This is a genomic window from Kordia sp. (assembly GCF_965283645.1).
Lineage (GTDB): Bacteria > Bacteroidota > Bacteroidia > Flavobacteriales > Flavobacteriaceae > Kordia.
In genome coordinates, this window is sequence record NZ_CBDIPG010000001.1 from 3,183,177 (window position 1) to 3,207,679 (window position 24,503).

Annotated in this window: 18 protein-coding genes and 1 tRNA gene; 13 read left to right on the forward strand and 6 right to left on the reverse strand. The window is 33.8% G+C overall.

Translation table 11 applies throughout. The annotated features are described in order from the left end of the window. Positions 1–2: 2 nt before the first annotated feature. Positions 3–425 (reverse strand): rRNA maturation RNase YbeY, encoded by a 423-nt coding sequence (ybeY, locus tag ACQ654_RS14015; protein ID WP_430410966.1) that lies wholly within the window; start codon positions 423–425, stop codon positions 3–5. After that, complete coding sequence (locus ACQ654_RS14020; protein ID WP_430410967.1) at positions 418–3,840, reverse strand: DUF4175 family protein; 3,423 nt, start codon at positions 3,838–3,840, stop codon at positions 418–420. Before ACQ654_RS14020 ends, ybeY begins: the two co-directional genes overlap by 8 nt. A gap of 113 nt (positions 3,841–3,953) precedes the next feature. Here ACQ654_RS14020 and ACQ654_RS14025 point away from each other — a divergent pair, with 113 nt between their 5' ends. The 5 genes from ACQ654_RS14025 (at position 3,954) to ACQ654_RS14045 (ending at position 10,363) form a co-directional block, all read left to right on the forward strand. Continuing rightward, complete coding sequence (locus ACQ654_RS14025; RefSeq protein ID WP_430410968.1) at positions 3,954–4,781, forward strand: transporter; 828 nt, start codon at positions 3,954–3,956, stop codon at positions 4,779–4,781. Between the two features lie 326 nt (positions 4,782–5,107). Continuing rightward, positions 5,108–6,148, forward strand: a complete 1,041-nt coding sequence (locus ACQ654_RS14030) for an alkane 1-monooxygenase (RefSeq protein ID WP_430410969.1) — start codon at positions 5,108–5,110, stop codon at positions 6,146–6,148. A 151-nt stretch (positions 6,149–6,299) separates the two neighbouring features. After that, positions 6,300–8,240: a T9SS type A sorting domain-containing protein gene (locus ACQ654_RS14035; protein WP_430410970.1), complete on the forward strand. Its 1,941-nt coding sequence runs from the start codon at positions 6,300–6,302 to the stop codon at positions 8,238–8,240. A gap of 154 nt (positions 8,241–8,394) precedes the next feature. Further along, positions 8,395–9,906 (forward strand): glutamate--tRNA ligase, encoded by a 1,512-nt coding sequence (gene gltX, locus ACQ654_RS14040; RefSeq protein ID WP_430410971.1) that lies wholly within the window; start codon positions 8,395–8,397, stop codon positions 9,904–9,906. Position 9,907: 1 nt separating this feature from the next. Further along, complete coding sequence (locus ACQ654_RS14045; RefSeq protein WP_430410972.1) at positions 9,908–10,363, forward strand: OmpA family protein; 456 nt, start codon at positions 9,908–9,910, stop codon at positions 10,361–10,363. Between the two features lie 162 nt (positions 10,364–10,525). On the opposite strand, the gene ACQ654_RS14050 is transcribed toward ACQ654_RS14045, so the two are convergent. Then, entirely contained in the window at positions 10,526–11,212 is a 687-nt protein-coding gene (locus ACQ654_RS14050) for a hypothetical protein (protein WP_430410973.1), read from the reverse strand. 65 nt (positions 11,213–11,277) lie between these two features. Here ACQ654_RS14050 and ACQ654_RS14055 point away from each other — a divergent pair, with 65 nt between their 5' ends. The 5 genes from ACQ654_RS14055 to ACQ654_RS14075 all read left to right on the forward strand — a co-directional run bounded on the left by ACQ654_RS14055 (position 11,278) and on the right by ACQ654_RS14075 (position 16,015). Beyond that, positions 11,278–12,210: an SPFH domain-containing protein gene (locus tag ACQ654_RS14055; RefSeq protein WP_430410974.1), complete on the forward strand. Its 933-nt coding sequence runs from the start codon at positions 11,278–11,280 to the stop codon at positions 12,208–12,210. Positions 12,211–12,290: 80 nt separating this feature from the next. Continuing rightward, complete coding sequence (locus ACQ654_RS14060) at positions 12,291–12,821, forward strand: hypothetical protein (protein WP_430410975.1); 531 nt, start codon at positions 12,291–12,293, stop codon at positions 12,819–12,821. A gap of 357 nt (positions 12,822–13,178) precedes the next feature. After that, the gene (locus tag ACQ654_RS14065; RefSeq protein ID WP_430410976.1) at positions 13,179–14,288 is read left to right on the forward strand and encodes a serine hydrolase domain-containing protein; all 1,110 of its coding nucleotides are present in this window, start codon (positions 13,179–13,181) and stop codon (positions 14,286–14,288) included. Further along, positions 14,289–15,335, forward strand: a complete 1,047-nt coding sequence (locus ACQ654_RS14070; protein WP_430410977.1) for a sensor histidine kinase — start codon at positions 14,289–14,291, stop codon at positions 15,333–15,335. Beyond that, positions 15,332–16,015, forward strand: coding sequence for a LytR/AlgR family response regulator transcription factor (locus ACQ654_RS14075; protein ID WP_430410978.1), 684 nt, complete (start codon positions 15,332–15,334; stop codon positions 16,013–16,015). The genes ACQ654_RS14070 and ACQ654_RS14075 overlap by 4 nt, the downstream gene beginning before the upstream one ends. Before the next feature lie 266 nt (positions 16,016–16,281). Here ACQ654_RS14075 and ACQ654_RS14080 read toward each other — a convergent pair whose 3' ends face one another. The 3 genes from ACQ654_RS14080 to ACQ654_RS14090 all read right to left on the reverse strand — a co-directional run bounded on the left by ACQ654_RS14080 (position 16,282) and on the right by ACQ654_RS14090 (position 23,549). Next, complete coding sequence (locus tag ACQ654_RS14080) at positions 16,282–19,896, reverse strand: S8 family serine peptidase (RefSeq protein ID WP_430410979.1); 3,615 nt, start codon at positions 19,894–19,896, stop codon at positions 16,282–16,284. Between the two features lie 219 nt (positions 19,897–20,115). Further along, on the reverse strand, positions 20,116–21,417 hold the full coding sequence (locus ACQ654_RS14085; protein ID WP_430410980.1) for a hypothetical protein: 1,302 nt from the start codon (positions 21,415–21,417) through the stop codon (positions 20,116–20,118). A 101-nt stretch (positions 21,418–21,518) separates the two neighbouring features. Next, complete coding sequence (locus ACQ654_RS14090) at positions 21,519–23,549, reverse strand: glutamine--tRNA ligase/YqeY domain fusion protein (protein ID WP_430410981.1); 2,031 nt, start codon at positions 23,547–23,549, stop codon at positions 21,519–21,521. A 105-nt stretch (positions 23,550–23,654) separates the two neighbouring features. On the opposite strand from ACQ654_RS14090, the gene ACQ654_RS14095 reads away from it, so the two are divergent. The 3 genes from ACQ654_RS14095 (at position 23,655) to ACQ654_RS14105 (ending at position 24,474) form a co-directional block, all read left to right on the forward strand. Next, entirely contained in the window at positions 23,655–23,864 is a 210-nt protein-coding gene (locus tag ACQ654_RS14095) for a zinc ribbon domain-containing protein (RefSeq protein ID WP_430410982.1), read from the forward strand. 53 nt (positions 23,865–23,917) lie between these two features. After that, positions 23,918–24,274 (forward strand): dihydroneopterin aldolase, encoded by a 357-nt coding sequence (gene folB, locus ACQ654_RS14100; RefSeq protein WP_430410983.1) that lies wholly within the window; start codon positions 23,918–23,920, stop codon positions 24,272–24,274. A gap of 129 nt (positions 24,275–24,403) precedes the next feature. After that, a tRNA-Cys gene (locus tag ACQ654_RS14105) sits at positions 24,404–24,474 on the forward strand. The last annotated feature ends 29 nt before the right edge of the window (positions 24,475–24,503 follow it).

Consider the following 24,503-nt stretch of genomic DNA (forward strand, 5'->3'; position numbering starts at 1 on the left):
TTTTAAGATTGTTCCACGTGGAACATTTTAAGTTTTTCGTTTTCTTTTTCCGTCATTATATCTTGATCTGCTTCCGTTTTATCTTTGTATCCACAGTAATGTAATACACCATGGACCATCACTCTTTTGAGTTCTTCTTCAAAGGAAACTTTAAAATCTTTGGCATTATCAGCAACTCGTTCCACAGAAATAAATATATCTCCGTGTAGTTCGTTTCCCACTGAATTATCGAAGCTTATAATGTCTGTTAGCGTATCATGATTCAGGAATTCAACATTTAGTTTATGAAGATACGCATCATCACAAAATATGTAATTGATGTCACCTTCACGCTTGTCTTCCGAGTTTATAACGTTGCTAATCCATTGTTCAATTTGCGCTCCATTTGGAAGTTCAAATTGGGTTTCGTAATGAAAACTAATCATCTTTGTTTTTGAAATACGCTTGCACTTTCTTTTTGTAATTATTGCGCAAAGGTAATACTTGTCTGTTTAATATTTCAATTTGATTGAAATACTGTCGCACATCAGGCATTTTTTCGTTTGTAGTATTGGTGAAATCTTTGCGATTTGAAGTTGCTTCTCTTCTACTTTCTTGCTTTTGCTCGAAAGCGGCTTTGTCTAGTTTTTGAAGTTGATATTTAAGCTCAATCATCTTTTTCATGGTTTCATTATTGAAACCTCTTTCTAACAATTCCGTTTCTACTTGCTCCATTTGCTTGAGCAATTCATTGGCGAGTGAGTTCTTTATTTTGTCTCCGTATTTGTCTTTTAGTTGCTGTTCAAATTGTTGACGCAATTGTTGTTGTTGTTTGTAAATGTCGTATAGTTTTCCTGATTCATTTTCGTCTCCACTACCCGATCCGCCACCTTGCTGACCATTTTCTCCTTGCTTACCATCTTTGCCACCTTTTCCTTTTTCGCCTTCTTCCTTGCCGCCTTCTTTGCCACCTTTTCCATCTTTTCCTTGACCTTCTTGCTTCATTCCTTTTTCCATTTGCTTATTCAATTCTTCTTGGGATTGAATAATATCTGGCAACTGAAATCCTTTTCCTTGACCTTGATTTTGTCCACTTTGCCCAACTCCTGAAGATCCTTGTCCTTGCCCTTGTCCCATACTTTGGTTCAAATTGTCGAGTACACCACTTAAAAAGTCAGCTAATTTGTTGGTAGCTGTTAATGCATATTGTTGAGCAGAAACGCCTCTGTACACATTATTTTCGGCTAATAATTCAAGAGATTTGTCAATATTAAAATAGATATCGGTGATTTCTTTGTTGATCGTTTCCGAGATTTTTGGCTGTCGCAACGACATTGCAAATAAACTATCGTCCACATGTTGAAACATTTTTCGCAGTTCATTTTGACGTTTTAGCTTGGAAGCATAGCTCGCATTTGTATTGTCAATTTCCTCAAAACCTTCCATCAATGTTTCTTCCTCGAAAGAGAAGATAACCAAATTATCCAGTATTTGGCGTAACATTTCAGCGTCTTCTTGAATACTTTGTTGGCCGCTCATTTGCATAGCAGACTGCATTGCTTTACTCATACGTTGCATTTTCTGAGCCGCTTTTTTCTGCTTTTGTTTTGCGCTTTGTTGTTGTTCTTGCTTTTGTTGTTCGCTTGGCGATTCTTCACTTTTTTCTAAATCGTCCGTGGCATCTTGTTGTTCTTGCTTGACATCTTCTTCTTCATCTTTTTTGCGTTCTAAATCCATCGGTTTGCGCAATTCACTATTTTCTTTGTCAAGATCATCCATTTGTTTTTGCAAGTCTTCAAACTTCTTATTGAGTTCTTCTTGCTTTTCTTTGGTGTTTTCTTCACCTTCTTTTTTGGATAGTGCTTCTTGTTCTTTTGCTAATTCGGCAAGTTCTTTTTGAATTTTCTCAGCTTTCTTCGTTACATAATAACGTTTCGTAAGTTCAACTATTTGCTGTAAGTTCTTTTTATTATTTTGTTGTTTTTTACCAAGTTCTTCTAACTTTTCTTGAAGTTCATCTTCACTAATTTTTTCAGCTAGTTTTTTGAGTTCTTCCATCAACTTTTCATTCTTCTCTAATTCTTTTTGTTGACGTTCTAAACGTTCTTTTAGCAACTCTTTATCTTCATCATTTTTGGTGTCTTCTTGCTGAAATTCTTCTAAATTCTTTTCTAATTGCTTCGAGAACTTTTCCATCATTTGATCGTTACGCTCTTGGCGTTCTAAGAAGTTTTTTAGCTTTTTACGATCATTGAAGTTGAGTTCGCTTTTCTCCTTTTGAGTTTTAGAAATCTTTTTGAGTTCTTCTTGTTGCTTTTTTAGCTTTTCTAAGGATTTGTCTAAATCTTGAATTGTTTCCTGTTGTTGTTCTAATTGTTCCGTTTCTAACTCCGTGTCTGTTAGTTTACGGTAGTTGAACACTTCACTTTTTACTTTCTTTCCACCACGAATGCCGTCATTATCTGTTAATTCAAAATAGAATTCATAGTTGACACCTTTTGTTAATTGTAGATTTCCAGGAAATGTATATTGAAATTGATCAATATTTGATTTGCTTATCGCGATGTTTTCTTTTACTTTTTTATCTTGACTTTCTGTTGGATAATACACCAATTGCAAACGTTTCAAACCATAATCATCTGAAACTTGCCCAAGGAAATACATCGTACGCTGCTCAATAGAATCGCGTTTTGATTGCAAATCCATCTTTGGATATTCGTCTTTTATCACACTTAAATTAAATCCTAAATTTTCATAGTTTTTAAGTTCATCATTACTCGTACTTATTTGATAATCAAGTTTTTGATAAATTCTTCTTTCAAGCTTAAATTCGTTCGCTTCTTTGTTAAAAATGTATGTGCTATCGCTGGAAATTAATTCCAATTGATTGGTTTGTTTTGCTTTTGCTTCCCAGGTAATTTTAGTTCCTTCAGGAATGGTTGCATTTCCTGTACTTTTTAAAACCTCATCTTTTCGTTTTGTGTACGCAGGATAATCCAATATCATTTGAAAATTTACCAATGAAGGCACTTTTACGACGTTTAGTGTATATGGTTTTGACGTTACTTCATTTGCCGTTAGTGTAAATGTTGTTGCTTCTTTTGGTTGTGAAAATGTATATTCAAAGTTTCCAATTCCTTTGTTTTGAAGAAAGTAGGTTTCGTCACCTAAAGTAATTTGAACTTCCTCAGGAGTCACATCTCCCAATGTTTGCACTTTTAACTTATACGATTGATTTTCAATAGCTTGCAACGAATCATTTACCACTAAAAACTGAAATGGCGCTGGTGGTTCGTATGCCGTTTGATAGTTAACCACACGTTCGTAACTGTTGCTAAATAGTGAGCTATTTCCAGAAATCCATACAAATAATACAATTGCTAAAGGCAACAATGCATATTTTATATATTTCACATTTTTCTTGAAATTGATTGCTACTTGAAACGGAATTGGTTGTAATTCTGTTGATTTTTGTTCAATACTTGCCAATAATAATTCAGATTCAGACGATGTTTCTGATAATTGTAGCACGTTCAATAATTTATCATTCACTTCTGGAAAGTGGTTTCCAATGATTTTGGAGGCTTCTTTGAAACTGATTCCTTGTTGTAGTTTGAAGAGTTTCGTTAATGGAAACACAATAAATTTCGCGAAAAGCGCAACTTCAACAGCAATAAAAACCCAGAATAAGGCGGTTCTTGCAGCAGTGTTTAACCATAAAAAATGTTCTACCAATAAAGTGATAATAAAATATAGCAGTCCGATACTAAAAAATAAGATCGCACCTTTGATGAGCTCATTTGTATAGTATTTGGTTACAAATTGCCCTAGTTTCTTTTGTATTTGCTCGTATGCATTCATCATATAACTGATAAAAATAACATATTTAAGCTAGTATTAGTATATTCTAGTTGTTAAACATTCTGTAAGATTTCTGCAAAAGCAACTACTAAGTGTTCATAAACAAGCCAATTATGAGAAATTTATATATCGTTATCGCTCTTTTTAGTACCAGTTTTTTGTTTGCACAAAGTCCTTGGACACAAGAAAAAGGGAAATTTTACACACAACTTTCGTTTAGTACGATTTCAAATTATGATGAAGTTTTTGGAGATCCTGAGTATAATACAGATCGTGAAATTACAGATAATACCTTGCAGTTGTATGGCGAATACGGTTTGACTTCAAAAACGACTTTGTTACTAAATGTACCTTTAAAATTCATCAATAGTGGAGATGCTGTTACTCAAAATCCTTTCACGATAGAAGAAACGATTTCATCTTTCGGAAATGTTACTTTTGGTGTAAAACATCAATTTTACAAGAAAAAATGGTTAATCTCTGGGCAATTAAGCGTGGAAGCGAATACAGGTAAGTTTGAAATTTCTTCTGGAATTCGTACTGGGCAAGACGCTTGGACATTTACACCAACCATTAATATTGGACGTAGTTTTGATACATTTTATGTGCAAGCCTTTACAGGAATTGACTTCAAAACGAATAATTATAGTAATAACTTCAAAATTGGCGGCGAAATTGGAACGAAAGTACATTCCAAAATTTGGTTGATTGGTTTCTTAGATATTGTACATTCTTTTAATGATGGTGATGTAAATGTACCCATAAGCAATTTAGGAACAGCTTTGTATGTAAACAATCAAGAATATACTGCTGTTGGTTTAAAAGCAATTGGAGAAATCAACAAATCATTTGGTGGTATGTTGAGTTTTGGCGGTGCATTTTCTGGAAATAATGTTGCCAAACAAGCTGCTTTGACGGTTGGTGTGTATCATACGTTTTAGATAAATTTACATTTTTGCATTTTATTTTCTTTGCTCGTTCAAAGAAAACGAAACAAAAGAAATGACGCTTTTAGTTCGTAAGTTTTCTATTTTAAATTAATGAACTCATGAATCTTTGATTTCCAGAGGTGTTTTTAGTTTTCTCCAAGGCTTCAAAAATTCTTAACGAATAACATATACTACACTTCGGAAAAGAACAACTCCACTAGGAAATTTATAGACATCTTATAACTTCAAACTTTGGCAAAACGCTCTAAATTTATAAGCTATTTCATTTCAATAAAAAAAGTAGTATTTTTAATGACCTTGAATTGAAGCATTAGACTATGAGAGATTTGAAATATTTAGCAGCTTTTTCTACTCCACTAGTAGCTGTAATCGCTTTATACTTAAGTGGCTATTATACATTTTTAACGCCAATGTATGCTTTTGGAATGATTCCGATGATGGAATTAATCTTTTCACAAAGTACCACAAACTTATCAGAAGTTGAAGTTGAAGAAAAATCAACGAATCGTATTTTTGATTGGTTATTATATTTGAACATTCCTATTGTCTACGGACTATTGATTGCAACTATACTAAGTATTCATAACGGAACATACGAAACCTACGAACTTGTCGGGTTGATCTTTTCTACAGGAATTGTTTTAGGCTCAAACGGAATCAATGTTGCACACGAATTGGGTCACAGACAAACACAAGTTGAGCAAATTATGGCAAAACTTTTATTATTGCCATCATTATACATGCACTTTTTTGTTGAACACAATTTTGGACATCACTTGCATGCAGCAACCAAAGAAGATCCGGCAACGGCACGATACAATCAAATTGTGTATTCATTTTGGTTTACCTCAACAATTCGTCAATATATAAACGCTTGGAAAATTCAGAAAAACTTGCGGCAACGCGGAAATATTTCGTTTTTCTCTTTTAAGAATAATATGTTTTGGTTTACCGTATTACAACTTACCTATGTAGCTACTATTTTCTATTTCTTTGGAACTTTACTCTTGGTTTTTATACTCGCAAGTGCTGTTGTGAGTTTCCTATTATTAGAAACAATTAACTACATAGAACATTACGGATTACAACGTAAAAAGTTGGCTTCGGGTCGGTATGAGCGTGTTCGTGAAATTCATTCTTGGAATTCCAATCATGTCATTGGACGTATTGTGTTGTACGAACTCACACGCCATAGTGATCATCATTACAAGGCTTCAAAAAAGTACCAACTTCTTGATTGTCATGAAAAAAGCCCTCAAATGCCTTTCGGCTATCCAACTTCAATGGTGCTAGCCTTACTTCCGCCTTTGTGGTTTAAAGTGATGAATAAACGCATACCAAGTGAAATGAATTCCTAAGTGTTTTTCCTGTATCGTTTACGGTTTTTCTATACTTTCTTCTGAAGGCAAAACACGTCTACATTCTTAGTGCTTTGCTTCTACTCTATGTTTTGATACTGGCGCATCTTTGCCTTGAAACAAAACAATAGAAACTTAAACATTTTACATTATGAGAAACATTTTTACTTTATGTTTACTCTTCGTTTACGGAGTAAGCTTTGGTCAATTTTGCGAAGATTTTAACGATCAAGACGTATCAAATTGGAATGGCGTTGCAGCAGGCGCAAATACTGCAGATCCTTTTGGACCTAGCGGAAACGCAGATGACTTCTTTTTACATTCATATGATGCATCGGGTTCATCATACATTTACAACGACGTAGATTATGGTGGCGATTGGCGCGAATATGATGGACAATGTCTTTGCTGGGATTTTCAAGTAATTGAAGATGGAGGATTTGGCGAACCATTATCTCCAAGATTAATTATTTATAGTGGATCACCAACAAGTCCGACAGCTTCGGCAACTTTTGTAGCGAGTGTGCAAACTACTGAAGGTGGCGGTTGGGTGCATGTATGTGCGCCAATTGAAACCTGTGAAGGAACAGGTTTGCCTTCAAATGCTAACGGAGAATGGGTAATGGCACCTGGTTCTGATTGTTCTGATTGGAATAACTTAATAAGCAACATTGACGGAATTCGTTTTTACTTAGACCTAACGTCAAGTCCAACAGAAGAATACGGTTATGACAATATTTGTATTCAAGATTGTGACATTCAAGGTGGCGAACCTACTAATGAAGGTGCTTTTTGTTGTGAAGGTGATAACTTAGTAGCAAACGGAAACTTTGAAAACGGTACTAACGGATTTACAAGTGATTATACAGAAGATGGAAGTGTATATCCAGGAGCATTTAACGTTTCTGATGATGCAAGCATTTTTGGAGCAACCATCACAGACCATTCTGCATGTGCTGATCCTGAACAATATGCTGATAATAAAGATTTTTTGTTAATCAATGGACGCACAACACAACCAGCAGGAACTTCAAGTGTTATTTGGCAACAAACTGTACAAATTGACTTTGAAAAAACATACAAATTCTGTGCAAACTTCAAAGACATTCCACAATGTACATTCAACATTAAGCCAGAAATTCGTTTGGAAGTAAATGGTCAATTATACGATTGGATTACAATTGATACCAATAGTGATGACCCGTGTGATTGGCAACAAATTTCAGAATGTTTTGAAGGAAATCAAGATGTTTTAGATATCAAAATTCACTTAAAAGAAGATGGTTTAGGCGATGGAAATGACTTAGCAATTGATGATATTTCATTGCAAGCGAAACTTGATCAAAACCTAAATATTAGCGTATTGCATCAAGGAAATCCGCAACAATTAACAGGTTCTATTAATAGTATTGATACTACAGATGATACATTACTTGTTGAAGATACATGTGCAGAACAAAATGATGGAAATCAGTATTATTGGTTTGTGTATGAATTGGCGAATTACCCAATAACACAACCTGTTGATTTTGTTAATATGGCACCGAATACTTTTGCGTGGTCAAGCAACCTTGGTGGATTCAACGATCAATTACCAACTTCGGCAAATCCTGCATGGGCATTGACAACAAATTTTCCTAATTACGTATTTGAACACAACAAATTGTACGTTATCGGAATGTATGTTCCAAGCTGTTGCGAGAGTTGTTATGATGAAGCTTGGTCGTACCAAATTACGCTAAGTACAGAAAGTGATACGCCGCCAGCAATGAATGTATTTACGCCAGAAGTAAAAGCGCATTTGAAATCATTATTTGTCATGGGAGAAACGAATAACGGAACATTAGGAAGAGAAGAAACTGATCTTATCAACTTTACCATGTTTCCAAATCCAACGGCAGATGTGTTACAATTTAATACAGACGAAACAATAGTATCGTACAAGATAACAGATATTACAGGAAAGTTGGTACAAAACAAAGCAATCGAGGTTTCAGAGATTGATGTATCGCAACTAAGCGCAAACATGTACTTTGTTACAGTAACAACAGCTTCAGGCATCAGTCACACAGAAAAATTTATCAAAAAGTAATGAATTTCAAGAATTGTCATTAATTCATGTAGAAAATAGCATTTTTTCTCAGACTTGCTGATTTTCGAAACCCTCAAAATTAAAACGTTGAGGGTTTCACTTTTACAATTGTATTATTTTTACATTTGTACTTTATAACCATATACTAAAATTCATGTCAAAAAAAGTTCGTGTTCGTTTTGCACCAAGTCCAACAGGACCATTACATATTGGAGGCGTTAGAACTGCCTTATTTAACTATTTATTCGCCAAAAAACATGGTGGAGATTTTGTGTTACGTATTGAAGATACAGATCAAAACCGATTTGTAGAAGGTGCGGAAGCATACATTACAGAAGCCTTAGAATGGTGTGGAATTCCGTATGATGAAGGTGTTGACAAAGATGGCGGATTTGGTCCATACAGACAAAGTGAGCGCAAGCATTTATATAAAAAATATGCAGACCAATTGATTGCAAAAGGACATGCATACTACGCATTTGATACTGCTGAAACGTTAGACGGACATCGTAAAGATCATGAAGCAAAAGGAAAAACATTTATCTATAATTGGCACAATCGTTTAAAGTTGACGAATTCTTTATCGCTTTCCGCGGAAGAAGTTTCAGCTAAGATAAATGCTGGTGAAGCGTATGTAATTCGTTTCAAATCGCCACAAGATGAAACGTTGCAGTTGCAAGATGTTGTTCGTGGAGATATTCAAATTGACACCAACATTTTAGACGATAAAATTTTATTTAAAAGTGACGGAATGCCAACCTATCACTTGGCAAATATTGTAGATGATCATTTAATGGAAATCACACATGTAATTCGTGGTGAAGAATGGTTGCCTTCGTTAGCATTGCACTATTTATTATACCGATCGTTTGGATGGGACGCGCCAATATTTGCGCATTTACCATTAATTTTAAAACCAACAGGAAAAGGAAAACTAAGCAAGCGTGATGGCGCAAAATTTGGTTTCCCAGTATTTCCATTGGAATGGGATGATACAAAATCGGGAGAAATGTACAAAGGTTTTCGTGAAGAAGGATATTTTGAAGATGCCTTGGTAAACTTTTTAGCCTTTTTAGGGTGGAATCCAGGAACGGAACAAGAAATGTTCAACTTAGAAGAATTGATTCAAGCATTTGAATTGGAACGTGTAAATAAAGCTGGTGCACGATTTGATATTGAAAAAATGAGATGGTTCAACCAACAATACATGCAGCAAAAATCGAACGAAAGTTTAGCCGTCGCTTTTAAAGAAAGTCAAGCTGAATTGGCAGATATTGATATTGATTATATTGCAATGGTTGTCGGATTGATTAAAGAAAGAGCAGGTTTTACAAACGAATTATGGAATTTAAGTCACTTTTTCTTTGTAGCACCTCAAGAATTTGATGAAAAAGCCCGTAAAAAAGCCTTAAAAGAAGGTACAGAAGACATTTTGAAGAAATTGGTAACCATTATCGAAGCTGTAGAAGATTATAGCGTAGAAAGCCTTCAAACTGATATAAAAGGTTGGATTACTAGTAATGAAATTGGTTTTGGAAAAGTAATGCAACCCTTGCGTTTTGCACTGGCTGGCGCATTAAGCGGACCCGATTTGTTTCAAATTATGTACATGATTGGAAAACAGGAAACCATCAAGCGTATTCAGAAGGTTATTGAGATGTTGTAGGATGAGGAAAATACTGTTCATCATTTTTATTTTTTCTATTTCGTGTAAAACGAATCAAAGTGTCATTTTAGAAAGGAAAAATCAAGAAGTTATTTCAGACGAACTAAATCCTTTTTGGAAATACACGGAAAAAATAATTTTTAAAAGTGGTACAGATGAATTTACTGAAAATTATTCTACAGAAATTATAGCTATTAGTGAAATTATTAAAAAGATTACTGATGAATATACTTTTGAAATTTCTGGTCATACAGATTCGGTTGGTAAAAAAGAATTAAATCTTGAGTTATCACAAAAAAGAGCAAAAATAGTACGAGAACTTTTAATTGCTGAAGGTTGTAAATCGTCTCAATTAAAAGCTATAGGCTATGGAGAAACAAGACCTTTGGCTTCCAATAAAACTAAAGAAGGACGAAAAATGAACCGAAGAATCGAAATCCTTATTATTAAAAATTAGAATAAGATGCTAAATCAGGTTTTAGCATGACGAAATACAAAATATATAAAGAGCGCCAATTGGCGCTCTTTTTCGTGTTAAGATCTCGCTCTACAGCGAGATTAGTTCAACCTACAGTTTTCTGTGTACTTTGCAAGCTTCACAAAACTGAGTTTCACTAAATTACAAATAAAAAGTGGCCGAACCACTCAACTGTGTCGTATTTCCTTTTAGTGTTTTATTGTCAACTGTTAACTTACTTAAAACGTTTGTAAATCCATATTCGTATTGAACAGAGATTTTAAATGTCTCAAATCCGGCACTAAAACCGATAATTCCGTTCACATTTATGTTTGATGTTTTACGTGCATCTTTTGCTGTAAATGTATCGTATCCTTCCAAAATATAGTCTTCAAAAGTACTTTCTAGCTCAAATTTGTCAGATAATTGCAAAACTGGTCCAAATTCTATACTAAAATGATTTCCGCCCAATTTGTAACTTCCTAAAACTCCAAGTTTGGCGGCTAACAATTTCATTGGAATTTCTTCAACTGTAGTTGTCAATATAGTATTCTCTCTTCCTAACATATTGATTTCGTGTCTGTTTAAATGTAAAAAGTACACCATATCAAAATGTTTCCCAACCGTTCCGCGTGTAGACAAACCTCCGTGAAAGCCTGTTCCTTTGGTCGTTACAAGATCGTTTGTCGTAATATCAAATTGATGAATTCCTGCGGTAATTCCGAGGCGATTGTAGTCGTTGTAACGACTTTGTGAAAAAGATTTTGTAACAAAAAGTAGGGTTGTTGCTACTAATAGTAGAAAATAGGTTTTGTTCATTTTGGGCGTACTTTTGATTAAAGTTGCCAAAAGTATCCATTTTTACACAAAAAAAAATTATTTTTAATCACACTAACATTTTAAATATACAAGTTATGCCATTTAATCCCATTGTAGTAGTCTTGATTGTTATTGCAGTCATTATACTATTTTTTTCATTCTTTATTGTTAAGCAACAAACTGCGGCTATTATTGAACGTTTCGGACGTTTTCATAGCATTCGTCAGTCTGGTTTACAGCTAAAAATTCCTTTAGTAGATAGAATTGCAGGAAAATTAAGTTTAAAAATTCAACAATTAGACGTTATCGTAGAGACGAAAACGAAAGATGATGTATTTGTTCGTTTAAAAGTTTCTGTTCAATACAAAGTAATTAAACTAAAAGTTGAAGATGCTTTTTATAAGTTAGATTATCCACATGATCAAATTACATCATATGTATTTGATGTGGTTCGTGCCGAAGTTCCAAAGATGATTTTGGATGATGTATTCTTACGTAAAGATGATATCGCAATTGCTGTAAAAACAGAATTGAATGACGCCATGATGGAATATGGTTATGACATTATTAAAACCTTAGTAACAGACATTGATCCGGATGCACAAGTAAAGGCGGCAATGAACCGAATTAATGCTGCAGATAGAGAAAAAACTGCTGCACAATATGAAGGAGATGCACAACGTATTTTAATCGTTGAAAAAGCAAAAGCGGAAGCAGAAAGTAAGCGTTTACAAGGACAAGGTATTGCTGATCAGCGTCGTGAAATTGCACGTGGTTTGGAAGAATCAGTAGAAGTATTAAACAAAGTTGGTATCAACTCGCAAGAAGCTTCTGCCTTAATTGTAGTAACACAGCATTATGATACCTTACAAGCAATTGGTCAGGAAACAAATAGTAACTTAATTTTGTTACCAAACTCACCACAAGCAGGAAGCAATATGCTTAATGATATGGTTGCTAGTTTTACAGCAAGTAATCAAATTGGTGAAGCCATGAAAAATTCTAAAAACAATAAAAAAGAACAATAATTCCTAAATTAATAGTTAAAACCCGAAACGAAATGCTTCGGGTTTTTCATGTCTAATAATTCAATTAAATATATTTTATTATGATTAAAAAAATCACTTTCCTCCTATTTATATTTTGTGCAACCTCAACGTTGTATGCACAAGATACAAAAGCGATGAAAGCTAGCGCTATGCGTGATGCACAAGCAGCTTGTGAAGCTACCTTAAAAGAAGATTTTAAAACATTACTTACGTATACACATCCAAATATTTTGAAAGCTGCTGGCGGCGCTGATATCATGGAAGAATACTTAAAAACTACTTTTACACAAATGAAAGCTAACGGTTTTTCGTATGAAATAGCAAAAACAAAAGCTGTATCTGATATTGTAAAAGAGCAAGGAGAATATCGTTGTTATGTAGAAAATTACAATCAAATGAAAATGAACGGTAAGCGTATTATTTCTACAAGTTATATGCTAGGTTTTTATAATGAAACTACTAAGAAGTGGACATTTGTTGAAGCGAAAGAAATGAAACCAGCAGGTACTATTATTGCTTATTTTCCAGATTTTAAAACCTCTTTAAATATTCCGGAGAATACAATGAAGATGGAAGATATTAAAGAATAAATAGTGTTGAAACTAAATCCTGCTGAAAAGTAGGATTTATGTTTTTCAATAAGTTTAATTGATCAAGATCGCGCACTACAGCGAGATTAGTTCAACTTACAATTTTGAGCGCGTCTTGCAGACTTCTCTAGTTTTAATTTTATTGAAAAAATAGAATTTTCTAACTTTACACAGATTTAATAGGATAAGATCGCGCACTACAGCGAGATTAGTTCAACTTACAATTTTGAGCGCGTCTTGCAGACTTCTCAAAATTGAGTTTCACTAACGTTCATCAAAATCTTTTTTACGTTCGTCAAACAAATTTTACATCTACATAAATAGTTTGTTCTTTTGAGATTGTAAACAATTCTTATCATGAGACGAACAATCATTTATTTAATTATTATTTTTCTTTGTGTACATTCAGTACTTTCACAAGAAGTAAAAAAAGCACAAAACAATCTGGTCACTATTGATGCATCCATTGCAACTATTATAACAGCTAACAGTGATTTTTTTCCAAATAACACACAACTTTCTATTGCACTTATTGATGGAAATTCTACAAAATATATTGGTGTTATACGTAATAATGATTCACTTCAAACTATAGATAATAAAGAAGCTATTTTTGAAATAGGATCTATTACGAAAGTATTTACTTCACTCCTATTTTCAAATTTTATCAATGCTGGAAAACTTAAAGCTACCGATAAGCTTTTTGAGACGTTAAATATTATTCCAACTAAAGCACCTGTTGAAGCTTCCAAAATTACTTTGCAAATGCTCGCAAATCATGCTTCTGGCTTACCGAGACTTCCACAAAATATATATCCTTTGTTGGAAAAAAACATGCGAAATCCGTATAAAGAATATTCAACGAAACTTTTAGATAGTTACCTCAACAATGAAATTGTACTAGAAAATACGCCAGGTACAACAAGTACATATTCAAATTTAGGTGTTGGAATTTTAGGATATGTGTTGACAAAAAAATCGAATCAGTCCTACGAAGCATTGCTACAAAAGTATATTTTAAAACCGTTGGCAATGGAACATAGTACTACACTTTTGGCTACTGTAGATACTTTACAACTCGTTTCCGGACTTGATCCTGATGGAAGTAAAACCGCTAATTGGGACTTTTCTGATGCGTTAGTTGGCGCAGGCGGAATAAAATCGAATGTAGTTGATATGGAAAAATTTATTCGGAAAAACTTTGAAAATGATGTTGTGTATAATTTGCCACAGCAATCTACTATAAAAATAAATGAAACTACCACAGTTGGACTCGGTTGGCATATTATTTCACAAGGCAATCGTACATTTTTATTTCACAATGGTGGAACAGGCGGTTATTTGTCGTGCATGGTTATTGATAAGAAAAGTAAAAAAGCGGCATTGGTTTTATCAAATGTTTCCGCTTTTGGTCCACATGCGCAGAAGATTGATAAATTATGTTTTTCTTTGATGAAAACACTGTAAATGTCGAAACGTAAACTATATATTCTTGTTTTCATTCACCTGCTTTTTTGGGCATTGAACTATTTGTATATTACAAATGGGAACTTGACTTGGATGGGTTTTGATAACAATTCTGGTTCACTTGGTATTGCGTACGGTTATGGAATGTTTTTCAATGCATTTTTATGTTATATACAAGTATTTTGGCTAGTTCCTGCTTTTTTTATTAAACACAAAAAACTTACATTTTGGTTATATTCGTTATTACTTTTATTCGTTATTACATTTTTTGAAACCTATTTGGATATTCAAACGCTCTTACATTTTGAAATTATTAATGTGCATGTTTCTAAATTGCTTATTGGTGCTTCTGTGTTTATTCAAAATCTGATTTTTCATGTTTTCTATAGTATTTTTGGCTTTTTCTATCATTTTTTATTCGCCTACAGAAATGCTGAACGTGCAAAACAAGAATTGCTAAAAGAAACACATCAAACAGAATTAAAATATTTAAAAGCACAACTTAATCCACATTTTCTATTTAATGGAATTAATAGTGTGTATCACTTGATTGGAAACAATAATAAATTAGCAAAAGATACCTTGTTGCAGTTTTCCGATTTGTTGCGTTATCAATTGTATGAAAGTAATGAAGCGTTTATCAATCTTGACAAAGAATTGGAATATGTATCACAGTATATCCGTTTGGAAGCCATCCGGAAAGGAGATGATATTTCACTTACGTACGATATTAATTTTGAAAGTTCTTCATTAAAAATTGCACCTTTACTGTTAACTCCATTTGTTGAAAATGCTTTTAAACATAACAGTCATTATGATGAAAGCGAAAAAAATAGTATTGAAATAAAAATACAAGAAGAAGAACAAAAATTAACGCTTTATGTAAATAATTCAACAGATATTGTTTCACAGCAACAACCGTTTGGCGGTGTTGGTTTGGCAAATGTAAAACGAAGATTAGATTTGTTATACCCAAATAAACATACACTTACACAAACAGAGGAAAATGGTTTTTACAAAGTGCATCTAATTATTGATATTTCATGAATGTATTGAATTGTATTATTATTGATGATGAACCGCTAGCACGCAAAGGATTGGTTACGTATTGTGACGATATTTCTTTTTTGAATGTTGTTGGTGTTTGTAAAAATGCACTTCAGGCAAATGATATTTTACACGAGCATGCTATAGATTTGATTTTTTTAGATATTAATATGCCAATTATGACAGGTTTACATTGGTTAAAAACGTTGACTTCTTCTCCTCTTGTTGTCATGACTACTGCGTATCCACAATATGCCTTGGAAAGTTTTTCGTATGAAGTTATTGATTATTTGGTGAAACCAATTTCGTTTGATCGTTTTTTACAAGCGGTTAACAAAGCCTATCGCTTGACAAAAACTACAAAGGAAGATAACGTCTTTTTTGTAAAGAGTGATAAATCGTTAAAGAAGATTAAAATTGATGAGATTTTATTTTTGGAAGCAATGCAGAATTATGTGAAAATTATCACAACTACTGAAACGATAATTACGCATACTACTTTGAAACAACTTCACGAATATTTGTCAGATCAGGTATTTATTCAAACACATAAATCGTATATCATTTCAAAAAAACATATATCGGAAATTGAAGGAAGTCAAATTTTGATAGAAAATTATAAAATTCCAATCAGCGTACGTTTAAAAAAAGATGTTTTACACAACATTTTGAATTCGTAAGTATACGTTCATAAAAGTTTATTTTATAAAAGCTTTTTGTCGTTTTAACGCTGTTTTTAGTGCGTTTTGTGTAAAAGCAAACAACGTAGTTTTAAATTGCTTTATTTAGCGTTAAACAGCTTTATTTGCAGTCAATTTCAATACCTATTTTCAATTCCTTTTTCTATAAATATAAACATTCTCTATCGTTGATTTCTGAATAAAAAAAATCCCGAGAATGTAACATTCTCAGGATTTTTAGAGTTTGGTTGGATTGGTATTATTTTTTAGTTGACGATTAATTTTTTCGTCACAGACTGATCACCTACTTTGATTTTTACAAAGTATAATCCTGTTCCGTATTTAGAAACATCTAAGCTTTGCTGTGCATTTGCATTAAAACGTGTTTCTTGTATTTTAGAAATTGATTGTCCTAAGCTGTTTAGTAATTCAATTTCGTATGTGTTTCCAATTGTTGTATTGATACTAATATTAACGTTGCTTTTTGCTGGGTTTGGATACATTGAAATTGCGCTATCTAATACATTTTCTCCAACAGATAATGTACTTTCAATTGAGATATTATCTACAAATGTACTATTACTGTAATCGTTAATGTTTACAAATCTTACTAAGATGTTATTTCCAACATATGGTGTTAAATCAATTATTTCTGTTCTCCAGTTTGCAGCACTGTTTGGTGCCCAAGCAGCATTTACATATGGTACAGTTGCTAAATCTAACGCATCTTTAAAATAGATTTCTGTAAAAGTAGCTCCACAATCAGTAGAAACTTCAACACGTAAAGCGTCGTTATAAGCATTTGACCATTGTGCTTTCGCAAGATCAAATTTTAATTCGGCAGTTCCGTTAAAGTTTAAGTCAAAATATTCTGTTGTGAAAGCATCTTCTGCTCCTCTTGTTGTGTAGTTTGCACCATCAACAAAAGCTGCTATTGTTGGGTTTCCATCAATACCAACAACATTTGATTGTGATTCCCATGTTCTTGCTGCATCTGGGTTATCTAATATCCAACTTTCTGGTACTACAGGGTTTACTTCAAACGATTCTATAAAATCAACAGTAGTTCCACTTACTTGTGCAAAGAAATCAAGTGATTTTTCATCATTAATTACATATTCGTCTCCAGATAATGATGTCCACACTTTTAATGTACTTGCTCCATTTCCAGATAGTGTTACTGGCGTAGAAAAGTTAAAAGTATTTGACATTCCTGTCATTAATGTTCCTGAATACATTTCTTGTACTACAGGTTCACTCCCAACTTGATAAGTAACCATAAAGTTTGTTTGTGGATCTGTACCACCATTTTGTACTTCTACAGATACAATAATTGGGTCTGTACTACATATTGTTTCAAAATCAGAAGCTGTATTATTGATGGTTGTTACTGATAAATCTTTTGCTAACGTACAGTTAAATAATCCTCCGCCTAAAAAATTTCTAGCATTGGTACGTAAACCAGACCATCCATTTCCTCCTTTTGCGCTTACAGCAAACCAAATTGGGTCAGCTGGATCAGCGATTGGGAATGTATGTGATGTTGTTGTTGAGTTTCCAATTACTTCCATGAATTTTTCTCCCAATATATATACATCGTATGACGTTGCACCTGTAACGGCATTCCATGTAATTGTTGCTTCTGTTGGACAAACCGACTGAATTACAACTCCAGTTACACGTTGCGCAATTGAGAAGTTTTCTGGACTTTGATCCGTTAAACTACCATTAGTTATTCTAACTATACACTGACCTGAAACATTGCCTGGTACTGTCCAAGTATAATTTCTGTTAGTTGATGGCAATGTTGCCATTGGAATCCAGCTAGTTCCGTTATCTACAGAGTATTCTAAAACAGTTGAACTTGTTGCATTGATAGCATCCCAGTGGATTATTTCTTGTGTTGCTGGTACAAATCTTTCTCCACCAATTGGATATGTTAATGTTAATCCGTCAGAGATAATTTCATATACTACATAATATTTTTGAGGTCCAACAGGAACGTTGAATCCAGCAATATTAATGTTGTAAGTTCCAGCCACAGGATTGTCTATAGATACTTGCTCTACATTATTTAAACGATCAACTCCTCTACCTGCTGGTAAGTTTAATAAAGAAGCATTTGGTGTTGTATTTAACACCCATGGTTGGTGTGTTGTACTTGCTGGATCTGTTACAACTAAGTCTAAGTCGTTTACCAATGCTGGAGAAGCTCCTGGCGCTGCAGGTGTATCACTCCAGTATACCATAAAACGAACTTGCGTTGTGTTTGCTGGTACTGTAATTGAGTGGTTATTGTTTGCTCCTTGAGCTACAGTTGCGTCTAAGTAACGTCCGTCTTCAATAAGCATAGCCGCTCTAAGTCCATTTACTATTCCCCATCCAAAACTAAAATCAGGTCCTACATTTCCGTAGTCGTTAGCTGTATTTAGTAGTGTTGCTTTAATTAATGCTGATTCTGGGAAAGCGCCACCATTTAATCCTGCATATGCTTCGTATAACTGAGCAGAAACTCCTGCAATTGCAGGTGCTGAAAACGAAGTTCCTGAAGTAGCCGTCGTATACGTATTATTTTCAAGTGTTGTTGAAACATTACTACCATACGCAGTTATGTCTGGTTTGATACGACCATCTGCCGCAGGTCCACGACTACTAGAAGTGGCTCTTTGTCCATCGAAGAATGTATTTGCAGTTGCTATTACATTCTTTCCTTGTTTGTGTCCACCTGTAATATTTCCCCAACCTGCTCCAGCTCCGTATCCACAGTTACTCGTTCCTGAGTTCCCTGCTGAAAAAACGTGAAGTAGTGTTGGTATTGTGTTTGTTTGCGTATCTACTGTACGAGATGTTGTTGAATATCCTGCATTACATCCATCACCATAAGATGAGTTTGTAATTTGAACAGAACCATTATTAATTAAATCAGTTGTTGCAGCATCTAAAAAAGATCCTACGTAATTTATAATATATGTGTCAGCGCCAGCTGCCATTCCTTTTTTTGTAGGGTCTAAGTTTGCTGCTCCTGATAATACTCCAGCAACTCTATCACCATGGGTTTGTCCAGTTCCTGAGGCAAAAGAGTTATCAATTCTTCCTTGGAAGTCAATGTGTGGTCCTACAATTCCATCGTCACGAACCATTACTCCAACTCCAGATCCAGTATAATGTCTACCACTTGGTGTTTGTGTATCAAGGTTAGAAGATCTATGTAAGCCTCTTCCTCTTGTATCTTCTTTTACTGGTGGTGGTGGAATTAATTCTAACCATTTTACAAATGGTTTTGCAGCAATTTGATCAATTTTTGCATATGGAACAGCAATTTGAAGCATGCTATATCCTTTGTAATTTTCTAAAATGGTTACCGAACCAACTTTTTGCAATTCTTCAAATACGTATTGTTTGTTGATAAAATCATAGTGTTCTAAAGTAATTAACACATTGTTTCCTTGCATTGCATAGCTATCAATGTTGTTAAATTTAATTTGAGAAGACTTTTTGAAGTTGTTTTCTACAGGAATTATAGAGATTGCTCCTGATTGTTGTAAAAATGATACTTGTGTGTTTTTTGGGAAGTAGAAAAGATATGTTTGATCAGGGAAATACTCAATAAGTTTGAGGTCTCTAGATGCAAAGTCATCTTGAATTACTTGAGTCGGTGTTTGATTGAAACGAATCCAACCGAAGTATCCTTCATTAAATTTTGCCGATTCTGGCATAGAATTCCAGTTGAATGATGCAATATTGTTTGGCATCGTAATGACTTCATCCTGAAAATACACAGTATTTTGTGCCTTTACTACAGAACAATTTAAGAAAATTGCAGCCATTAATAAAGGAATGAAAGAACCTAGCACGTTCTTTACAAGGGTAATTTTTTTCATGACAATTTTTATTAAGTTAATAGGTTTTAAAAAACATATGTTTTTAGTATTACCATTTTAAACAATCTTAAAAAAATAGGAATTAATTTCTAAGAGATTGCTAAAAAAGTAATTAGCTTGCTAATATACTAATAAGTTTGCAAAAAAATGTTACGTTTTTTGAGGATGAAAACTCTTTTGTTATAGATTATATAAGATTTTTATAATGGATTTTGGTATTTAATTTTCATTCCAAAAATCTTTTGCTTTGTCCCAAAGTTCTTCACTACCTTCTTTGAGTTCTTTTCCAGCTTCATTGATTCCGTCTTCAGTAGTGAGTTTTTCTAGGTTTTTAATAAATTCTGTAGTTGCATCTATTTTTTCAAAAACAGCATCCGTATTATTAAATCCTTTTTCTTTCATAAGACGTCTCCAATTCAACTCCTTTACTGTATTCCAAGTATATTTCATCACAATTTTACTTAGAAAGTATTTGTCATATACAGTGTTTAATACTTTACCTGATTCTCTATTTTTTAGGTAACCAACCGCTTCATCAATTGATTTTTTCTCTTTGTCCGTAAGCATTTTGCTCTGTCGTAACTTTAGCAATGATGTAATTGCTTTTTCCGAATCTTCCTTTTTGAGATGCAAATAGGTTTCAATTGCGAGTGTTAATTCTGTTTGCACACCTAAATGATTCATGATGTTTAGAAATGCTTGAAAATCTTCCAAAGCACCTTGCTCTTTTTCACCACCAATTCGTAACCGATCTATTCCGCGTAGTAGGTAATTTATACCTAAACTAAGGTCTTGTGCATTTTGTCTTGATATGTTTTTACCATATAAATACCAATAGTAGTCTAAAAAGTCCGCAGTTCTACTTTTTTCAATGTAGTTGATGTTTTGTGTCAAGTCTGCTGCTGCTAAATAGGTCATTCCTTTTTCAAAAAATAACATGGCTCTAAACAATCGAAACACGCATTTTTCTTCACTTTCTGGAGCATTTTCTACATCTACTTTCGTAATTTCATACAATGCAATTTCTTTTCCTAAATCTCTAGAAAACATTGAAACCACTGAAAGAACTAAATGTTCAGTTGATTTTCTTAGCTTTATTTCTTCTTCGGGTGTAAGTTTTTTTTCAGGTGTGCCGCCTTTAAAAATTGAAGGTAAAATGTCTTCGTCTGTTTCTTTTATGTAATCTTTTATTTCTGTAAAATCCTTATAAACAGTTATATAATCTAAAGGAGATAGTTCATCATTTTCTATCTTTTTATCGTACATGTCATAAACATTTTGGATGTTTCCGAGCTTTTCTTTTACAGGCAATAATTCAGGATGATTATCTTCGTTTATATCTTTAGCCTTGAACGTCATTTTCATGTATTTCCAAAATAATACTTTGTATGAATATACACTTTCTTCCAACTCTAATCGTTCTTTTTCAATAGGAGTGAGATTGTCATCTTCCAGAAAAGAACAACTATTTAATGAACATATAAAAGCTATAATGGTGATGTGGTAAAAGAAGTTTTTCATTCGGTTTTTGTTAACAAAGACAATATACAATTTTAAATAAAATCAAAAAAAAGGACGCACAATTTGTACGTCCTTTTCACTCTATTGAATAGCTTTTATTTTTATACTTGTTTCGCTTCCGCGACTAACAATTCGTTTTTATCTTCTAATGCTTTTTCAATGAATTCGGCAATTTTTCCATTTCTTTCTTGTCCATTTTTAAGTAAAACACCAAGCGTTAGCATTGCGGCAATGCGTGTTCCCGCTTTTTTAGCCGCTGTTGCAAATAATGGTTCTACGTCTTCATATGCAACTTTTTCGGCTAATGCCTGAATCTTTCCTTTGGCAATTTGTTGTTTTTCTTCAGGAAGATTTGTGTACTTTTTACCCAATTGTTTTATTTCTTCAATTGGCGGACGTTGGTGTTGTTGCTTTTGCTGTTTTGGCTGATTCTGTTGAACTTTTGGCTTTTGTTTTGCCCACGTATCACGCAAACCAACCGTTTTATTGAATACTAGTTTTTCGCTAGTCGTATCTTTGTCAACATTGAAATATCCTAAGCGTTGAAACTGAAAACGATCTTCAATTTTTGCTTCTTTTAGATACGGCTCAACATAGGCTTTTACAATTTTTAAAGAGTTTGGATTTACAAACTCCATATAGTCTTTGTCTTTGTGACTGTCTGGCGCTTCATCAGAAAATAAACGATCATATACACGAACCTCAGCTTGTATAGCATGCGCAATAGAAACCCAATGTAAGGTTCCTTTTACTTTGCGTACACTAGCTTCTGTACCGCTTCCGCTTAAACTGTTTGCGTCATATGTACAGTGAATTTCTGTAATGTTTCCATCCGCATCTTTGACGATGTTTTCTCCTTTGATGATGTATGCATTTTTTAGCCGTACTTCCTTTCCAAGTGTGAGTCTAAAGTATTTGCTTCCTGCATCTTCTTTGAAATCTTCACGTTCAATGTAGAGTTCTTTTGAAAACGGTACTTTATGACTTCCAGCATTTGCATCTTCCGGATTGTTTTCTGCTTCTAACCATTCTTCTTTTCCATCAGGATAGTTGGTAATGACCAATTTTACAGGATCTAAAACCGCCATTACACGATTGGCAGTTTTGTTTAAGTCTTCTCTGATACAGAATTCTAACAACGAAACATCAATTACATTTTCGCGCTTAGCGACACCAACTGTATCAACAAATTTTTTGATCGCATTTGGTGTATAACCTCTTCGGCGTAAGCCAGATATTGTTGGCATACGTGGATCGTCCCAACCAGAAACGATGTTTTCTTCTACCAATTTGAGCAATTTACGTTTACTCATGATGGTATAACTTAGGTTCAACCGTGCAAATTCGCGTTGTTTTGGTTGTAACGGATATGCTTCTTTACCATATTCGTATACGTGTTCTTTGAACCAGTCATAGAGTTTACGATGTGGTTTAAATTCTAGTGAACACAAGGAATGTGATATTTGTTCGATATAATCACTTTCTCCATGTGTCCAATCGTACATTGGATATATACACCACTCGTCACCTGTACGATGATGGTGTGCAAACAGAATACGATACATGATAGGATCGCGCATGAGCATGTTTGGATCTTCCATGTCAATTTTGGCACGTAATACATGTGTTCCGGCTTCAAATTTTCCATCTTTCATCCCTTGAAATAATTCCAAGTTTTCTGCAACGCTTCTATCTCTGTACGGACTATTGGTTCCAACCTGCGTTGGTGTTCCTTTTTGTGCCGCCATTGCTTCCGAAGATTGCGAATCTACATAGGCTTTTCCATCTTTTATTAATTGAATCGTCCAATCGTATAATTTTTGAAAATAGTCAGAAGAGTAACATTCGTTTGCCCATTGATAGCCAAGCCAAGCAATATCGCGTTTGATGGCATCTACATATTCTTGTTCTTCTTTTGCAGGATTGGTATCGTCAAAACGAAGGTTTACTGGCGCGTTGTATTTTTCACCCAAACCAAAACTAATTCCAATAGCTTTGGTATGCCCAATGTGTAAATATCCATTTGGCTCTGGTGGAAAACGAAAACGGAGTTTGTCTTTTGACATTCCGTTTGCCAAATCTTCTTCTATAATATGCTCAATAAAATTGAGTGGTTTTGTTTCTTCTGTCATGAGAATTTTTGCTTCAACATATAAAACGGTAAAATTAGCGAATTAATTTGTAACAAAACTTTGTTTGTTGCTACTGATTTTATGAATCAAAAAACCAAAATTAGTATGCAACATTCAAATTATTCTTGTCCAAAATGTACTAACAGAACCTATGTAGTAGGAGAGATGCGCGCTACTGGCGGGCGTTGGTCTAAAATTTTTGATGTACAAAGCGCAAAGTTTACTTCTGTTTCGTGCGAACGTTGTTCGTATACCGAGTTTTATAAAGCTAAAACAAGTGCTATTAGTAATATTTTTGATTTGTTTACGAATTAATGTTTAGTTGTAATACTGTATTTTTGCCGCTTTAATCATTTATAATTTAAGATATGGGAATTGTTCGTGTTACTAATTGTAAAGTATATGCTTACCATGGGTGTTTGGTAGAAGAGAGCAAAATAGGAAGTGAATACAGCGTTGATGTTTCTGTGAAAGCTGATTTACAACCTTCTGCAAAGAGTGATAATTTGCTTGAAACTGTTGATTATGTTCATGTGAATAAGATTATAAAAGAAGAAATGGCGATTCGTTCTGAATTGTTAGAACATGTTGCCAAGCGTATTTTAGATCGAATTTTTGTTGAGATTACAATTGCTGAAGAAGCAACCGTAGCTGTTTCTAAGATAAATCCGCCAATTGGTGGCAATGTAGAAATGGTGACGATAGAGATGTTGCAACGACGTTAATTACTTTTTCTAAGGTATAGAAAAAGAGATAAATAATAAACGTAAGATTTTCATATGTAACATTAAGGCTATTTAATGTTTCTTTTTTGTTGCATAAAATGGAAATTTGGTTAAATTTGCATCAATAATGGCGTCGTGGCCGAGTGGCTAGGCAGAGGTCTGCAAAACCTTGTACAGCGGTTCGAATCCGCTCGACGCCTCTACAAAAAACTAAACCTTCTGATATTCA

Excerpts from the sequence above, each read along its gene's own strand:
- ybeY (WP_430410966.1), bottom strand. The coding sequence starts at position 425 with ATGATTAGTTTTCATTACGAAACCCAATTTGAACTTCCAAATGGAGCG.
- ACQ654_RS14020 (WP_430410967.1), bottom strand. The coding sequence starts at position 3,840 with ATGAATGCATACGAGCAAATACAAAAGAAACTAGGGCAATTTGTAACC.
- ACQ654_RS14025 (WP_430410968.1), top strand. The coding sequence starts at position 3,954 with ATGAGAAATTTATATATCGTTATCGCTCTTTTTAGTACCAGTTTTTTG.
- ACQ654_RS14030 (WP_430410969.1), top strand. The coding sequence starts at position 5,108 with ATGAGAGATTTGAAATATTTAGCAGCTTTTTCTACTCCACTAGTAGCT.
- ACQ654_RS14035 (WP_430410970.1), top strand. The coding sequence starts at position 6,300 with ATGAGAAACATTTTTACTTTATGTTTACTCTTCGTTTACGGAGTAAGC.
- gltX (WP_430410971.1), top strand. The coding sequence starts at position 8,395 with ATGTCAAAAAAAGTTCGTGTTCGTTTTGCACCAAGTCCAACAGGACCA.
- ACQ654_RS14045 (WP_430410972.1), top strand. The coding sequence starts at position 9,908 with ATGAGGAAAATACTGTTCATCATTTTTATTTTTTCTATTTCGTGTAAA.
- ACQ654_RS14055 (WP_430410974.1), top strand. The coding sequence starts at position 11,278 with ATGCCATTTAATCCCATTGTAGTAGTCTTGATTGTTATTGCAGTCATT.
- ACQ654_RS14060 (WP_430410975.1), top strand. The coding sequence starts at position 12,291 with ATGATTAAAAAAATCACTTTCCTCCTATTTATATTTTGTGCAACCTCA.
- ACQ654_RS14065 (WP_430410976.1), top strand. The coding sequence starts at position 13,179 with ATGAGACGAACAATCATTTATTTAATTATTATTTTTCTTTGTGTACAT.
- ACQ654_RS14070 (WP_430410977.1), top strand. The coding sequence starts at position 14,289 with ATGTCGAAACGTAAACTATATATTCTTGTTTTCATTCACCTGCTTTTT.
- ACQ654_RS14075 (WP_430410978.1), top strand. The coding sequence starts at position 15,332 with ATGAATGTATTGAATTGTATTATTATTGATGATGAACCGCTAGCACGC.
- ACQ654_RS14080 (WP_430410979.1), bottom strand. The coding sequence starts at position 19,896 with ATGAAAAAAATTACCCTTGTAAAGAACGTGCTAGGTTCTTTCATTCCT.
- ACQ654_RS14085 (WP_430410980.1), bottom strand. The coding sequence starts at position 21,417 with ATGAAAAACTTCTTTTACCACATCACCATTATAGCTTTTATATGTTCA.
- ACQ654_RS14090 (WP_430410981.1), bottom strand. The coding sequence starts at position 23,549 with ATGACAGAAGAAACAAAACCACTCAATTTTATTGAGCATATTATAGAA.
- ACQ654_RS14095 (WP_430410982.1), top strand. The coding sequence starts at position 23,655 with ATGCAACATTCAAATTATTCTTGTCCAAAATGTACTAACAGAACCTAT.
- folB (WP_430410983.1), top strand. The coding sequence starts at position 23,918 with ATGGGAATTGTTCGTGTTACTAATTGTAAAGTATATGCTTACCATGGG.